Origin of the sequence: Neorhizobium galegae, assembly GCF_017877135.1 — a bacterium.
GTDB classification, from domain to species: domain Bacteria; phylum Pseudomonadota; class Alphaproteobacteria; order Rhizobiales; family Rhizobiaceae; genus Neorhizobium; species Neorhizobium galegae_A.
In genome coordinates, this window is record NZ_JAGIPH010000005.1 from 107,739 (window position 1) to 122,974 (window position 15,236).

Here is a 15,236-nt window from a genome sequence, read left to right on the forward strand (position 1 = left end):
CTAGCTTGCGCGGCGCGCGCGGGCGCCCGGACCGCCTGCGGCCTTCTCGTCAAACAGCGAAGCCAGCTGTTCCGTCATCGCACCGGCCAGTTCATCCGCATCCACGATGGTGACGGCGCGGCGATAATAGCGCGTCACGTCATGGCCGATGCCGATCGCCAGAAGCTCGACGGGCGAGCGGTTCTCGATCTGGTCGATCACGGCGCGCAGGTGGCGTTCCAGGTAATTGCCCGGATTAACTGACAGCGTCGAATCATCGACCGGCGCACCGTCGGAAATCATCATCATGATCTTGCGCTGCTCAGGGCGGGCGATCAGGCGGTTATGCGCCCACATCAGCGCCTCGCCATCGATGTTTTCCTTGAGCAGGCCTTCGCGCATCATCAGACCAAGGTTGCGGCGCGAGCGGCGCCAAGGCGCATCGGCCGACTTGTAGACGATATGGCGCAGGTCGTTGAGACGACCGGGTGTCGGCGGCTTGCCGCCGGCCAGCCACTGCTCGCGGCTCTGCCCGCCCTTCCACGCCTTGGTGGTAAAGCCCAGAATTTCCACTTTCACGCCGCAGCGTTCCAGCGTGCGGGCCAAAATATCGGCGCAGGTGGCGGCAACCGTGATCGGCCGGCCGCGCATCGAACCGGAATTGTCGATGACCAGCGACACGACCGTATCGCGAAACTGCGTGTCGCGCTCGCGCTTGAACGACAAAGGCTGCATCGGATCGATGACAAGGCGCACGAGGCGGGCCGGATCGAGATAGCCCTCTTCCAGATCGAAATCCCAGGAGCGGTTCTGCTGCGCCATCAGGCGACGCTGCAGGCGGTTTGCGAGGCGCCCGACGGCACCCTGCAGATGCGCCAGCTGCTTGTCGAGAAAGGCGCGCAGACGATCGAGTTCGGCCTCATCGCACAGTTCTTCAGCGAGAATCTCCTCGTCGAATTCCTGCGTGAAGATGTGGTAATCCACCTTCTCGTTGAAATCGTCAAAAGGCATGTTGGGCCGGCGCGTTTCGCCCGGCGTTTCGGACTGGTCGTCGTCATCGTCAGACATCTCGTCGTCCGACATTTCGGCGCCGTCCATCTCGCCATCGTCCAGCTGCTCTTCCGCGGCCTGGCTTTCTTCGGCGGGGGCGGCATCAGAGCCCGCGTCTTCTTCGACCTCGTCGTTCTCGGTCTCGTTGCTGCGCGGCTGCTCTTCCTCGTTCTCGTTTTCCATCTCCTCAGGCTGGCTCTCGTCATCGCCATAGTCTTCCGCCATCTGCATGGAGGAGAGCATGTGACGCACGAGCTTGCCGAAGGCCTGCTGGTCTTCGATCACGGTCTTCAGATTGTCGAGATCGCCAGCCACCTTCTCATCGAAGAAGGGGCGCCAAAGATCGAGCACCTTGCCGGCGCTGGCCGGTGGTTTTTCGCCGGTCAGCTTTTCGCGCACCAGCATGGCCATGGCTTCGCCGATCGGCGCATCTTCCTGCCGCTCGACACCGGTAAAATTCGCCTTGGCGTATTTTTCCGTGTTCATGGTGGAAATATTGCTGGCAACGCCGGCCATGCGGATGGAGCCGAGCGATTCCACGCGCGCCTGTTCCACCGCATCGAAGACGGCGCGGGCATCGCTGCCCTGCGGCGCCATCGTTGCATGGATGTTGCTGTCATGGCAGGCCAGGCGAAGCGCCATGGAATCGCCGAGCCCGCGGGTCACTGCCAGCTCATAGGCGGTCGGACGCTTGGAGATTTCCGGCAGGCGAATGCGTTCGCCCGCCATGCCCGGCCGCTCGTTGGCGAAGGAGACCTCCACCTCGGCGCTGCCGGCAATCGCGCGCACGCATCCGGTAATGGCCCGGCGCAACGGCTCGGTGTCCACCGGTGTACCAGCCTTTGCTGTGGAATTGTCGCCGCGCCCTGCCATATCGCTTATCCTGTCCGTCTGCCGTCCTGCCTCAGGCGCCAAGAACCATGTTCACGGCGCTTTCCTTCAGCTCGACGCCGAAGGCGCGCTGATAGTGTTCGGCCACCAGCGTGCGTTCCAGCTCGTCGCACTTGTTGAGGAAGGTGATGCGGAAGGCGAAGGCGACATCGCCGAAGATTTCCGCATTTTCCGCCCAGGTGATGACGGTACGCGGGCTCATCACGGTCGACAGGTCGCCATTGACGAAGGCCGAGCGGGTCATGTCGGCCACGCGCACCATCTTCGACACCGTGTCGCGACCTTCGGCCGTCTTGCCAAAGCTCTTGACCTTGGCGGCAACGATATCGACTTCCTTCTGGTGCGGCAGGTAGTTCAGCGTCGTGACGATCGACCAGCGGTCCATCTGCGCCTGGTTGATCTGCTGCGTGCCGTGATAGAGGCCCGTCGTATCGCCGAGACCGACCGTGTTTGCCGTTGCAAACAGGCGGAAGGCCGGGTGAGGACGGATGACGCGGCTCTGGTCGAGAAGCGTCAGGCGGCCGGAACTTTCCAGCACGCGCTGGATGACGAACATCACGTCCGGACGACCGGCATCGTATTCGTCGAAGACGAGCGCGACATTGTGCTGGTAGGCCCAGGGCAGGATGCCATCCTTGAATTCGGTGACCTGCTTGCCTTCCTTGAGGACGATGGCGTCCTTGCCGACGAGGTCGATACGGCTGACATGGCTGTCGAGGTTGATGCGCACGCAGGGCCAGTTGAGGCGGGCAGCGACCTGCTCGATATGGGTCGACTTGCCGGTTCCGTGAAAGCCGGAGACCATGACGCGACGGTTGTGGGCAAAGCCTGCCAGGATCGCCAGCGTCGTATCCCGGTCGAACAGATAATCCGGGTCCAGTTCGGGAACGTAGGGGTCGCTGTTGCTGTAGGCCGGAACGCGCAGGTCCGAATCAATGCCAAAGACATCCCGAACGGAAACCGTCGTGTCGGGCAGGTTGGAAATATCAAGATCGATTTTGCTCATCACCACTCCATGCCGCACCTTGCCGGTCCGGCCGCAATTCTTGCTGCCATGAATGGCAACGACTTAGCAGAAACCTGCCTGCTTTAACAATTGGTAGGCCTGTATCACGGCGCGAAAACGTTCCTCCGAGCCACGATCGCCGCCATTGGCATCCGGGTGATGTTTCTTCACCAGTTCCTTGTAGCGGCTCTTGATTTCAGCCGCCGTGGCGCCTGCGGTCAAGCCCATTGTATCGAAAGCCTTGGCTTCCAGCGTCTTTAGTTTGCGCACGGCCGGCTGGGCCTGGGCACTGGCGCGCCCTTCCCGCACGAAACCGAAGGGATCCTTCACCCGGTTGAAGCTGGCCGCCGAGCCGGACCGCATGGTCTGCTGCAGCGGCGCATCCTTGGCCGACTTGTTGACGCCGACTGTCCAGGTGGGACGATGACCGGTGATCGCCTCCTTCTGGTAGCGGGCGATCTCGCTGTCGGAGAGGCCGGAGAAGTAGTTGTAGCCCTTGTTGTATTCCTTCACATGCTCAAAGCAGAACAGGAAGAACTGGCCCTCGGCATTGCGACCCACGGGGGCGCGATGGGCACCCGGCTTGTCACAACCGTCCCACTGGCACGTCGGGGCCTCAGGAACGGCGTCCTGCTCCCTTTTCCGGCGCGTCCGGATACGGTCAAAATATTTGGAATCCAATTTCATGTAAGCCCATTATGGGGTGCCGGACGGGGCAGGACAAGAATTGACAAAGCGGTTTGTTACTGGTTTCTGGGACGCCCTCCGCGACAGCCCCAGGAACCCTGAAAATGTCCGTTCGTTCCAGCATCGAAGCCACACTCTTGCACCATCTCACGCCTGAACGGCTGGATGTGATCGATGAGAGCCATCATCATGCCGGCCACCAGCCGGACATGACCGGCACCGGCGAGAGCCATATGCGGGTTCGTGTCGTGTCGGAGCGTTTTTCCGGCCTGACCCGGCTGCAGCGCCACCGGATGGTGAATGATCTTCTGAAGGCGGAACTGGATGCGGGCCTGCATGCGCTCGCCGTCGAGGCCGCAGCCCCCGGCGAGCCGACCCGCTGGTAATCAATCAGCCCGGCAGCGGCATGTCTTCTGCCGGGCGAATGCGCAGCTTGGTGATGCGGTTCTTTTCGCGCTTCATCACGATGAAGCGCTTGCCATAGAAGGTAAACGCCTGGCGCTCCTGCGGGATCAGCTTTGATTCGTGGATGACGAGGCCGGCAATGGTGGTTGCCTCCTCATCCGGCAGCGTCCAGTCGAGGGCACGGTTCAGGTCACGGATGGGCACCGCGCCGTCGACCACGATGGAGCCATCGGCTTCCTGGCGCACACCCTGGATTTCCAGATCATGCTCGTCGGCAATGTCCCCGACGATTTCTTCCAGAATATCCTCCAGCGTCACGATGCCCTGGACCTCGCCATACTCATCGACGACGACGGCAAAATGCATCTTGCGCCGCAGGAAGGCATTCAGCTGGTCCTTGAGGCTGGTCGTGTCCGGCACAAACCAGGGTTTCTGCGCAATCTTCACGATATCCAGATCGCGCGGCTCCATATCCGGTTCGGCCAGCGCCCGCAAAAGATCCTTGGCATGCACGATGCCGATGATGTTTTCGGTGGTGTTGCGCCACAGCGGCATGCGGGTGAAGGGACTTTCCAGCACGGCGCGCACCACCACGTCCGGTGCATCGTCGGCATTGATTGCCCGCATCACCGTGCGGTGCTTCATCACGTCGGAGACTTCTAGTTCCTCGAGATCCAGAAGCCCGCCCAGCCGGTCGCGGTCGGCCTTGATGAAGGAGCCTTCGCGATGGAGGAGATCAAGCGCGCCGCGCAGCTCCTCATGCGCCGACAGCATCGACGTGCCTTCCGACAGGTTGATGCCGAAGATCGACAGGATGAAACGCACCACGGCATTGACGCCGCTCGAAAGCGGCCCGGCAATGCCGACATAGACGCGCACCACCGGCGCCACCACCATGGCAAACCGGTCAGGTGCTGAAATCGCCCAGCTTTTCGGCAGCACTTCGGAAAAGACGACCAGCAGGACCGTCATGACGATCGTGGCGAAGGCGACGCCCGTCTGGCCGAACAGCCCGAGAAACAGGCTGGTGGTCAAGGACGAGGCCAGAATATTGACAAGGTTGTTGCCGATCAGAAGCGCGCCGATCAGCCGGTCACGTCGCTCGATCAGCCGCCCGACAAGGCCCGCCCGCTCATCGCCATTGGCATGCATCGTGTGCATGCGGGCGCGCGAGGCCGCCGTCAGCGCCGTTTCCGAGCCGGAAAAGAAAGCCGACAGCACGATCAGAAGCAGCACGGATAACAGTGTGAGCCAGTAATCGGAGAGAAAGGTCAAAATCTCCTGCATCACCCCTGCCGTGTTTCTTCGAGGAAAGCCAGAACCTCGGAGGCCGGCACATCATCAGCGACGAAGGACTGGCCAATGCCGCGCGTCAGGATGAAGGTGAGCTTGCCGCTTTTCACCTTCTTGTCCTGGGCAATGGCGTTCATCAGAACGTCGCTCGGCGGCAGCTCGCCGGGGATATCTGACATTTCCGTCGGAAGCCCTACCGCCTTCAGATGCGCCTCGACGCGCCTGGCGTCGTCCGGGCTTGCAAGGTTCATGCGCGCGGAGAAACGATGCGCCAGCACCATGCCGATTGCAACACCCTCACCATGAACAAGCCGGCTGCTGTCATACTGCGTGGCCGCTTCCAGCGCGTGGCCAAAGGTGTGGCCGAGATTGAGGAGCGCCCGGCGGCCCGTTTCGCGCTCGTCTTCCACCACCACATCGGCCTTCGCCTGGCAGCTCAGCGCAATTGCCTCGGCGCGGGCGGGGCCGCCGGCAAAGACGTCCGTCCAGTTCTTTTCCAGCCAGTCGAAAAACTCCGGCTTGTCGATCAGCCCGTATTTGGCAACTTCGGCATAACCGGCGCGGAATTCACGCTCGCTCAAACTATCGAGGGCGGAGGTATCGGAAAGGACCAGATCCGGCTGATGGAAGACGCCGAGCAGGTTCTTGCCGTGGCGGCTGTTGATACCGGTCTTGCCGCCGACGGAGGAATCGACCTGCGACAACAGTGTCGTCGGGATCTGCACGAAGCGCACGCCGCGGCGCACGATGCCGGCAGCAAAGCCGGCGAGATCGCCGATCACGCCACCGCCGAGCGCAATGATGCAGTCGTTGCGCTCGATGCGGGCGGCAAGCGCCATGTCGCAGACAGCGGCCAGCGGCTCGAGGCTCTTGGTCTTTTCACCGGCCGGCAGGGTGAGCGACACGGCCTCGATGCCATCGGTCTGCAGGCTGTCCATCAACGGCTCGAGATAGAGCGGGGCGACATGCTCGTCGGTGACGATGGCGGCGCGGCGGCCCTTCAGGCGCGCGGTGATTTCGCCACCGGCATGGGCAATCAGGTCGGGTCCGATGAGAATGTCGTAGGCCCGATCACCCAGCGGCACATGCACCAGGCGTTCGTCGTGGCGGGGTGCTTGCTCAGTCATTCTCTCTGCCTTCCTTGGAAAGTGCGGCGATGGCGGCCAGCACTTCCTGTGCCATGGCCTCCTTGCGCACGTCGCGCGATTCGACGGTGAGGTCGGCTCCCGCATAGATCGGGTAACGCTGGTGCATCAGGTTTTCCAGCGTCTGCTTCGGGTTCTCGGTTTTCAGAAGCGGTCGGTTGTCACGCTTGTTGACGCGCTCCCAGAGGATCTCCAGCTCGGCGCGCAACCACAAAGACAGGCCGCCAGCGCGAATGGCGGCTCGCGTGCGCTCGTTGATAAAGGCGCCACCGCCAGTGGAAATCACCCGCGGTCCGCCCCGCACCAGGCGCTCCATCACGCGTGTCTCAAGAGCACGAAATTCCTGCTCGCCGTAGTTGGCAAAGAGTTCAGGAATGGTCATGCGCGACACACGCTCGATCTCGGCATCCGTATCAATGAAGGGCAAGGCAAGCTGCTGGGCGACGACGCGACCGACGGCCGATTTGCCGGCTCCCATCAGGCCGACGAAAATCAGATTGCGGCCACCCAGGGCAGCGCGCGCCCGTTCGGCAAGCGTGCTCGCCACTGTCTGCTGTGTCACAAGATCGGGCATCGCGGTGTCAACACTGTCCTCTGGCGCTCCCTGCATGCAAACCGTATCGACAAATGGCGCCGCAGCGTCAAGCCGCAGCGGCTTGAAACATGCCGGCCGGCCCTGGGTTCTTGCGCTTGCCTTCGGCTTTCCTCATAAGATGGCCCCAATTGATGCGGAGCAGCCAATGCCAACTCTCTTTCGTTTCCTGTTCATCATCGCCGTCCTCTGCGGCCTGATCTACGGGAGCCTGGTGGCACTGGTCTATCTGGTGGAACCGCGCGAGCGCGACGTCACGGTGCGCGTTCCCTCCGAGCGCCTCAACCCGCCGCAACCCTAAGAGGACAGGGCCCGATGGCCGATCTCTCCCGCGCCCATGCGGAAGCCTTTCTGGAAATGATGAGCGCCGAGCGGGGCGCGGCAGACAATACGCTTGCCTCCTACCAGCGTGATCTCGACGATCTCGATGGCTTCCTGTCGACCCGCAAGACAAGCCTGCTTGCCGCAACGACGACCGACCTCACCGATTATCTTGCGCATCTGACAAAGCAGGGCTTTGCCGCCTCCTCGCAGGCACGCCGGCTGTCGGCCATGCGGCAGTTCTACAAGTTCCTCTATGCCGAAGACCTGCGCGGCGACGACCCGACATCCATTCTGGACGCGCCAAAAAAATCCCGCGCCCTGCCGAAGACGCTGAGCGAAGCGGATGTCAGCCGGCTGCTGGCACAGGCGACCGCAGAGGCGGAAAGCCCTGAGCCGGGTGCCGTCGGGCGCGTGCGGATGCTGGCGCTCCTCGAACTGCTCTATGCGACGGGCATGCGGGTGAGCGAACTGGTTTCGCTGCCGGCCAAGGTGCTGGATCACGAAGGCCGCTTCCTGATGATCCGGGGCAAGGGCAACAAGGAGCGGCTTGTTCCCTTGTCGCGATCGGCCATTTCAGCGCTTGCGCTCTACCGGGACACCCGGGCGCGGGCCGGCGAAGACGAAAGACACGCTGACAGCGCCTGGCTTTTTCCTTCCAGCGGCAAGCAGGGATTTCTGCCCCGCCAGGTCTTTGCCCGCGACCTCAAGGACCTGGCTGCCCGCGCCGGCATCCGGACCTCCGCCATCTCGCCGCATGTGCTGCGCCATGCCTTTGCCAGCCACCTCCTGCAGAACGGAGCGGATCTGCGCGTGGTGCAGGAACTGCTGGGTCACTCGGACATTTCCACGACACAAATCTATACACATGTGCTGGAGGAAAGGCTGAGAGACGTGGTGGAAATGCATCACCCCCTTGCAAAAAGCAGCAAAAACCCCGAATAGAGCGCGTGCGGGAGGGCGGTGACACCGCCAAAACGATCGGAAAACGGAGCTCATGCAGACCTATCTCGACTTCGAAAAGCCAATCTCCGACCTGGAGGGCAAGATCCACGAGTTGAAGAAACTCGCGACGGAAGATGAGAGCATCGATACCTCCGACGAGATCCAGCGTCTGGAAGTGCGCGTGCGCGAGGCGATGCTGGAAATCTATTCCAAGCTCAACGCCTGGCAGAAGACGCAGGTGGCCCGCCATCCGCAGCGCCCCCACTTCATCGACTATCAGAAGCGCCTGTTTACCGATTTCACGCCGCTTGCCGGCGATCGCTCGTTTGGTGAGGATGCCGCCATCCAGGCCGGGCTTGCCCGTTTCCGCGGCCAGCCTGTTGCCATCATCGGCCAGGAAAAGGGTAACGACACCAAGTCGCGCATCAAGCACAATTTCGGCAGCCCGCGTCCGGAAGGCTATCGCAAGGCCATCCGCGTGATGGAAATGGCCGATCGTTTCGGCCTGCCTGTCATCTCGCTGGTTGATACGGCCGGCGCCTATCCCGGCGTGGGGGCCGAAGAGCGCGGCCAGGCGGAAGCCATTGCCCGTTCCACCGAGGCCTGCCTTGGCCTGCGGGTGCCGATGATTTCGATCGTCATCGGCGAAGGCGGCTCCGGCGGCGCGATTGCCATTGCGACCGGCAACAAGGTATTCATGCTCGAGCACGCCATCTATTCGGTCATTTCGCCGGAAGGGGCTGCGTCCATCCTGTGGCGCGATTCAACCCGCGCCCGCGAAGCCGCCACCAACATGAAGATCACGGCCGAAGACCTGAAGGGTCTTGGCGTCATTGACGGCATCATTCCCGAACCGCTTGGCGGCGCGCATCGCGAACCGGAAACAGTCATCGATGCCACCGGCGCACTGATTGAAAGCACGCTGCAGGAACTGGGACAGCTGTCGCCGGACGACGTGCGCAAGGCCCGCCGGCAGAAATTTCTGGAAATCGGCCGCAATCTCTGATCAACTGTCGCTTGGAGTGGCGCAAACTGCGCCAGTCTTCACGATTTCGTGCAGGCATGCCTGCACTTAAGAGAATGTAAAGCTTACCGCTTTATTTACGATTAGACTGATACCCACCGGATCAGCCTGTCCGTTGATCGTTGAACGTGATTGTCCCGATGCGCTTGAAAAACATCGCCTATATCCTTCTGATGGCCACCGCTCTTGCGGGCTGCAACGATACGCTCGATACCGCCGTTGACCTCTCCAAAGTCAAGAACAAGGTCGAGCAGCCGCTTCCCGACCGCATTGTCGCGGAAATGCAGAAGAAGGACATGCCGCGCAATTCGCCGATCATGATTCGCGTCTTCAAGGAAGAAGGCAAGATGGAGATCTGGAAGGCGAAGGCGGACAACCGCTTCGACAAGATCGCGGAATACGACATCTGCGCCTGGTCCGGCAAGCTGGGCCCGAAGGTGAAGGAAGGCGATCGACAGGCGCCGGAAGGCTTCTACAGCCTGACGCCGGCGCATCTCAATCCCAACTCCAAATATTACCTCGCCATCAATACCGGCTTTCCCAACCGCTACGATGCCGCCAATGGCCGGACCGGTTCGAACCTGATGATCCATGGCGCCTGCTCTTCGTCCGGCTGCTATTCGATGACGGACGAGCAGATTCTGGAGATCTACGCCTTTGCGCGCGACGCCTTCAAGGGCGGCCAGTCCACCGTGCAGTTGCAGGCGCTGCCGTTCCGCATGACGGCGGAAAACATGGCGCGCCACCGCAACAGCGAGAACATCGAATTCTGGAACATGCTGAAGGTCGGCTACGACAACTTCGAGGTGACCAAGCGTCCGCCCGAGGTCAATGTCTGCGAGAAGAAGTATGTCTTCAACCAGCAGATTTCCGGCACGCCCTCAGCGGCCGCCGCCTGCCCGCCGATGACGACGCCGCCGGCGCTTGCAGCCTCTCTTGCCACCTATGACAAGGACTACAAGCTTGCCTATTCCAAGGCTGTCGACAAGCTGGACGGCAAGGTCTGGTATGAGCCGACCGAGGCCGAGCGCAAGGCGATTGTTGCCGACAAGCGCAAGGGCCGCGACATTGCCTATGCGCCGACCGGCTCCTCGCTGCAGGCCGGAAAGCTGGTGAAGCAGGACGAATTCGAAGCTCTGATGGCGCAGCGCCTGAACAAGCAGGCAAAGCCGGCCGCCGGCACCATGCTCGCCTCGGCACGTCCCGGCCCGACGGCTTCCGGCGCTGCGGCAAAGCAGGATCGCCTTGCCGCCACCGGTTCGCAGACGGCGGCGGTGATGCCGGGTGGCCGCAGCAGCATGTCTGTGACGACTGCGATGAATGCCGGAAATGCCGGCGCGCAGCATACGGCGTTCATCCCGCCCGCCACGGCCGGCGCCATTCCCGTTCCGGCGCCCAACCCCTTGGCCTATGCCTCGGTCCAAACGGTCCAGGACCCTTCGACGGACGAGAAGAAGAAGCCGTTCTGGAAATTGTGGTAGGGCATCAAATGCCCGACCAGGTCTACGATCACCAACTCTACAATCTCAGGGGGCTTAAATGCCCCCTGCCTGTTTTGAAGACCCGGCGGAAACTCGGCCTGCTGCCCGTTGGAACAGTGCTCGTGGTCGACACCACCGATCCGCTCGCAGGGCTCGACATCCCCCACTTCTGCCGGGAGGATGGCCATACGCTCCTCTCCCAGGAAAAGACCGCAGACGGACATCGCTTTTTCATCCGCAAGGATGTGGATGCGGCCGACAGTGCGCCGACAGTTCCTGACCGCGCGTAAAGAAGACCTCAGAAGCGGAATCCCGGAACCGCGAGCGGATTGTCCTCGAGTGCTGCGCGATCCGGCCGGTCGATGCGCGGCTCGCCGGTAAAGGCGGCAAAAAGATCTTTCACGAAGCCTTCCGCCAGACCTTGCGTGATCAACACCATGCGGCTGCGCCGATCGCTGCCTTCCGGCCAGCGCGCCAGCCGTTCCGGCGGGTGAAAGATGCTCTGCACGCCATGCAGCACCAGTGGCCGCTCCGGATTGTCGGAAAGGTTCACGATGGCCTTCATGCGCAGCAGTTTTTCTCCATGCGCCGACCGCAGCAGGTCGATGAACATGTCGAGCGCCATCGGGTCGATCGGCCGGTCATGGACGAGCGAGAAGGAGCGGATATCGGCGCCGTGGCGGGTGACATCATGAGGAGCATGATGGTGATTATGGGCGTGATGGTCATGGTCGCCATGATGGTGATCGTGATCATGGTGGTGATGATCGTCGTGATGATGGTGCGCGTCGTTCTCCAGCGCCTGCTCCTCGCTCAGCCAGCGTCCGACATCGGCAATCTTCGTGTCCGGGTCGTAGAGCCCGTTGAGGAGAAGCGAGGCTGCGCCGGCTTCAGGGCTGTCGCCATCCACACGCTTTGCGCGCGGATTGAGCGCGTGGAGACGTTGCAGCAGAAGCGGCACCTCCTCCTTTGCGGCAAGCGTCTGCTTCGTCAGCACCAGCCTGTCTGCCACCGCCACCTGCTTCAGCGCTTCCGGGTGGCGCGCCAGTGTCGCAAGGCCGTGGACCGCATCGACCACCGTCACCACGCCATCCAGCGCAAAACTCTGGGCAATGACGGGATTGCCCATGACCGCCTGCATGACCGGAGCCGGATCGGCAAGGCCGGTCGTCTCGATAACCACCCGGCGAATCGGCTTCAGGCGGCCGGTCTGGATCTGATCGACCAGCGAGGCAAGCGTTTCGACCAGTTCACCGCGCACGGTGCAGCAGAGGCAACCGTTGGAGAGTTCCAGCAGCGTATCGCCGGACGTTTCGACCAGGAAATTGTCGATGCCGACCTCGCCGAACTCGTTGATGATGACGGCCGTATCGCGGGCTTCCGGATCCTTCAGGATCCGGTTGAGCAGTGTCGATTTGCCCGCTCCCAAAAATCCGGTGAGGATGGAGACGGGAATGCGTTCGGCTGGAGAGGGCATCTCTTCGTCCTCGTGATTCGTGGTGGTGACGCTCCCGGTCGATGTCGGCCGAAAGGGCCTGCCGATCAGAAGGTCGGGCGCGGAATGGGCAGCGGCACGTTGAGGATCTGGCCCGCAGCCGCCTGGCCGGTGCCGGCCTTGCTCGCCGCAGCCTCGACGGGCGCTGCCGGATTGGTGATATCGGCAAGGCTGAACGCCGGCGGCCGCGTCATTTCCTTGATATAGGGCGAATGCAGCACCATGCGGCCGGCCTCATCGCGACCTTCGCTGCGCACCTTGGCGGCTTTGGGATTGCAGATTTCGGCGCTCACATCCACCACCGCGTCCCGATCCGGCCCGTAGGGCGCAAGGCTCGACAGTGTGCCCGAGGGCGTCTGCGCGCCGGTAAACGCCGCCTGCAGGAGATCGGCGGATTCGTCGGACCGTCCGGCAAGGCTGTCAGAACCGAGCACGACAGAGACAAGCGTGCGACCGTTGCGCGTGGCCGACGACACCTGGTTGAAGCCGGAGGCGCAGATGAAGCCGGTCTTCATGCCGTCCGCCCCTTCGAAGCGACCGATCAGCATGTTGTAATTGGGATAGTCCTTGGCGCCTGTCGTGATGCCTTCCAGCGCAAAATAGCTGGCATATTCGGGAAACTGCCGGCGAAGCTGCACGGCCAGAACAGCAAGATCGCGGGCGGTGGTAAATTGCCCCTTGCCCGGCAGTCCATGCGGGTTAATGAAATGCGAGGACGACATGCCAAGCCGCGCCGCTTCCGCGTTCATCATCGCAACGAACTGGTCCGTCGAGCCACCCACTGTTTCGGCAACGCCGACAGCCACGTCATTGGCCGATTTGACCATCAGGATCTTCAGCGCGCTGTCGAGAGACATCGTCGCGCCCGGCTTCAGGTACATCTTGCTGGCCGGCTGATCGACGGCCTTGCGGCTCATCACCACCGGCGTTTCGAGCGACAGCCGCCCTTCCTTCAGCGTCTTGAAGGTCACGTAGACCGTCATCAGTTTGGTCAGCGAGGCCGGATACCATTTGCGGAAGGCTTCCTGATGGGCAAAAACCTGGCCGCTGCGCACATCCACCACCATTTTCGGGTTGGCCGAAGCGGGTGTGGAAAAGGCGCCGAGCGCAAGCACGGCAGCCGCAAGCGCGGCGCATGACCTTGAAACGGCAGGGGAACGGTTCAGGCTGGAAAGCAAGGCGCGGCCTCGTGGTGATCGCGGGGAAGCTGCGGCGGTTATATCGCCTCTGCGGCAAAGCAATGGCAAAGATCATTGATTCCGTCAATTCCGCAGCGCAATATCGCCGGACGGGTATTCGCCCGCACCGATGCCGAAGCCCAGAGACGCGACAGGAAGCTGCAATGCCGATCTTGAACAGAGCCGCCGAAATGCATGAGGAAGTCAGTGCGTGGCGGCGCCATATCCATGAGAATCCGGGCCTGCTGTACGATGTTGAGGAAACCGCAGCCTTCGTGGAAGCCCGGCTTCGGGAATTCGGCGTTGACGAGATCGTGACCGGGATCGGCCGCACCGGCGTGGTGGGCATCATCCGCGGACACGGCGAAAGCACCCGCGTGATCGGCCTTCGCGCCGACATGGATGCCCTGCCGCTGTCAGAGATTACCGGCAAGCCCTGGGCCTCCAGACATGAAGGCAAGATGCATGCCTGCGGCCATGACGGCCACACCGCCATGTTGCTCGGGGCGGCCAAATATCTCTCCGAGACACGCAACTTCAACGGCGCCGTCGCCGTGATCTTCCAGCCGGCGGAGGAAGGCGGGCGCGGGGCGCTTGCCATGGTCGAAGACGGCATGATGGAGCGTTTCAACATTGCCGAGGTCTATGGCATGCACAACATGCCGGGCATGCCGCTCGGCACGTTTGCCATCCGCAAGGGCGGCATCATGGCCGCGCCCGACAAGTTCTCGATCACCATCAAGGGTCGCGGCGGCCATGCGGCGGAGCCGCACCGGACGGCCGATCCCATCGTCATCGGCGCGCAGATCGTCGGCGGCCTGCAGATGATTGCCGCACGCAATGCCAATCCGCTGCGCTCGGTGGTCGTTTCCATCACGCAGTTTCACGCCGGCACCACCCATAACATCATTCCGGAAGAGGCACTTCTGACCGGCACCGTGCGCAGCCTCGACGAGGCCGTGCGCGACCTGGCCGAACAGCGCATTCGCCAGATCGCCGAAGGCATTGCGCTGGCGAATGGAGCGGTCGCCGAAGTGGATTACGAGCGCGCCTGCCCGGTCACCGTCAATCATCCCGAGGAAACCGTGCATGCGGCGCGTGCCGCAGTCGACATCGTCGGGGCGCCGAACGTCAACACCGAGGTCGATCCCAGCATGGCGGGCGAGGACTTTGCCTTCATGCTGCAATCCCGCCCCGGCGCCTATATCATGATCGGCAATGGCCAGACCGCCCCTCTGCACAACCCCGCCTACGACTTCAACGACGAGGCGCTGGGCTACGGCATTTCCTATTGGGTGAAGCTTGCCGAGCAGCGGCTGACCGATTGAGGTGCGGCCGGAAGAGGGCGAGAGTTCGGCACGATTGACCGCCTTCGCCCTTGCCCGACGGCAAAGGCTGGGTTATGAAACCGCCACCCGAATTGTCCACGTAGCTCAGCAGGATAGAGCACAGGATTCCTGAATGCAATTGGGAGTTGCGGTCGGAAACGCCGTAATTGATCTGCTCAAAGTCGGGGAACGCTACGCTGGGCTTCCAGCTTGCCAATCCCGAGCCAAGCTCCGGACGAAAGTCCGGTGAAGGTGTAGAGACTGGATGGGCAGCACCTAAAGGCCGAAAGGTCCATGGTGAAGGGACAGTCCAGACCACGAACGCGCAAGCGGCGGCGAAAGTCGAAGTGGTATGAATCCTGGGGTCGGAGGTTCGAATCCTCTCGTGGACACCATTTTCTTTGCTGCAGGTATAT

The 15,236-nt window shown here is 62.2% G+C and carries 15 protein-coding genes; 7 read left to right on the forward strand and 8 right to left on the reverse strand.

Going from position 1 to position 15,236, the window contains the following annotated elements; all coding sequences use genetic code 11:
- From cobT to J2858_RS15755, 3 genes are all read right to left on the reverse strand, one after another.
- Positions 1–1,902: a cobaltochelatase subunit CobT gene (gene cobT / locus J2858_RS15745; protein ID WP_210105776.1), complete on the reverse strand. Its 1,902-nt coding sequence runs from the start codon at positions 1,900–1,902 to the stop codon at positions 1–3.
- A gap of 31 nt (positions 1,903–1,933) precedes the next feature.
- Positions 1,934–2,926, reverse strand: a complete 993-nt coding sequence (gene cobS / locus J2858_RS15750) for a cobaltochelatase subunit CobS (protein WP_210105777.1) — start codon at positions 2,924–2,926, stop codon at positions 1,934–1,936.
- Positions 2,927–2,989: 63 nt separating this feature from the next.
- Positions 2,990–3,613 (reverse strand): J domain-containing protein, encoded by a 624-nt coding sequence (locus J2858_RS15755; protein WP_210105778.1) that lies wholly within the window; start codon positions 3,611–3,613, stop codon positions 2,990–2,992.
- A gap of 104 nt (positions 3,614–3,717) precedes the next feature.
- Between J2858_RS15755 and J2858_RS15760 the strand changes: the two genes are divergently transcribed.
- Positions 3,718–3,999 carry a BolA family protein gene (locus J2858_RS15760; protein ID WP_210105779.1) on the forward strand — a complete coding sequence of 94 codons (282 nt, stop codon included), beginning with the start codon at positions 3,718–3,720 and terminating at the stop codon, positions 3,997–3,999.
- A 4-nt stretch (positions 4,000–4,003) separates the two neighbouring features.
- Here the strand turns inward: J2858_RS15760 and J2858_RS15765 are convergent, their stop codons facing one another.
- Genes J2858_RS15765 through J2858_RS15775 form a run of 3 tightly spaced genes read right to left on the reverse strand, consistent with a single transcriptional unit; the run spans position 4,004 to position 7,030 of the window.
- The gene (locus J2858_RS15765) at positions 4,004–5,305 is read right to left on the reverse strand and encodes an HlyC/CorC family transporter (RefSeq protein WP_245366307.1); all 1,302 of its coding nucleotides are present in this window, start codon (positions 5,303–5,305) and stop codon (positions 4,004–4,006) included.
- Complete coding sequence (gene aroB / locus J2858_RS15770) at positions 5,305–6,438, reverse strand: 3-dehydroquinate synthase (RefSeq protein WP_210105781.1); 1,134 nt, start codon at positions 6,436–6,438, stop codon at positions 5,305–5,307. The genes J2858_RS15765 and aroB overlap by 1 nt, the downstream gene beginning before the upstream one ends.
- Positions 6,431–7,030 (reverse strand): shikimate kinase, encoded by a 600-nt coding sequence (locus tag J2858_RS15775; protein ID WP_210105782.1) that lies wholly within the window; start codon positions 7,028–7,030, stop codon positions 6,431–6,433. The genes aroB and J2858_RS15775 overlap by 8 nt, the downstream gene beginning before the upstream one ends.
- A gap of 166 nt (positions 7,031–7,196) precedes the next feature.
- Here J2858_RS15775 and J2858_RS15780 point away from each other — a divergent pair, with 166 nt between their 5' ends.
- From J2858_RS15780 to J2858_RS15800, 5 genes are all read left to right on the forward strand, one after another.
- The gene (locus J2858_RS15780) at positions 7,197–7,349 is read left to right on the forward strand and encodes a hypothetical protein (RefSeq protein ID WP_210105783.1); all 153 of its coding nucleotides are present in this window, start codon (positions 7,197–7,199) and stop codon (positions 7,347–7,349) included.
- A 14-nt stretch (positions 7,350–7,363) separates the two neighbouring features.
- Positions 7,364–8,314, forward strand: coding sequence for a site-specific tyrosine recombinase XerD (gene xerD, locus J2858_RS15785; protein ID WP_210105784.1), 951 nt, complete (start codon positions 7,364–7,366; stop codon positions 8,312–8,314).
- 52 nt (positions 8,315–8,366) lie between these two features.
- Positions 8,367–9,320, forward strand: coding sequence for an acetyl-CoA carboxylase carboxyltransferase subunit alpha (locus tag J2858_RS15790; protein ID WP_210105785.1), 954 nt, complete (start codon positions 8,367–8,369; stop codon positions 9,318–9,320).
- A 158-nt stretch (positions 9,321–9,478) separates the two neighbouring features.
- A complete protein-coding gene (locus tag J2858_RS15795) occupies positions 9,479–10,819 on the forward strand; it encodes a L,D-transpeptidase family protein (protein WP_210105786.1) in 1,341 nt (446 codons plus the stop codon).
- A gap of 8 nt (positions 10,820–10,827) precedes the next feature.
- Positions 10,828–11,109, forward strand: a complete 282-nt coding sequence (locus tag J2858_RS15800) for a sulfurtransferase TusA family protein (RefSeq protein WP_210105787.1) — start codon at positions 10,828–10,830, stop codon at positions 11,107–11,109.
- A gap of 8 nt (positions 11,110–11,117) precedes the next feature.
- Here J2858_RS15800 and J2858_RS15805 read toward each other — a convergent pair whose 3' ends face one another.
- Both J2858_RS15805 and J2858_RS15810 read right to left on the reverse strand, forming a co-directional pair.
- On the reverse strand, positions 11,118–12,296 hold the full coding sequence (locus J2858_RS15805) for a CobW family GTP-binding protein (protein ID WP_210105788.1): 1,179 nt from the start codon (positions 12,294–12,296) through the stop codon (positions 11,118–11,120).
- 65 nt (positions 12,297–12,361) lie between these two features.
- Positions 12,362–13,492 (reverse strand): D-alanyl-D-alanine carboxypeptidase family protein, encoded by a 1,131-nt coding sequence (locus tag J2858_RS15810; protein ID WP_281067742.1) that lies wholly within the window; start codon positions 13,490–13,492, stop codon positions 12,362–12,364.
- Between the two features lie 164 nt (positions 13,493–13,656).
- Here J2858_RS15810 and J2858_RS15815 point away from each other — a divergent pair, with 164 nt between their 5' ends.
- Positions 13,657–14,820 (forward strand): M20 aminoacylase family protein, encoded by a 1,164-nt coding sequence (locus tag J2858_RS15815; protein WP_210105789.1) that lies wholly within the window; start codon positions 13,657–13,659, stop codon positions 14,818–14,820.
- The last annotated feature ends 416 nt before the right edge of the window (positions 14,821–15,236 follow it).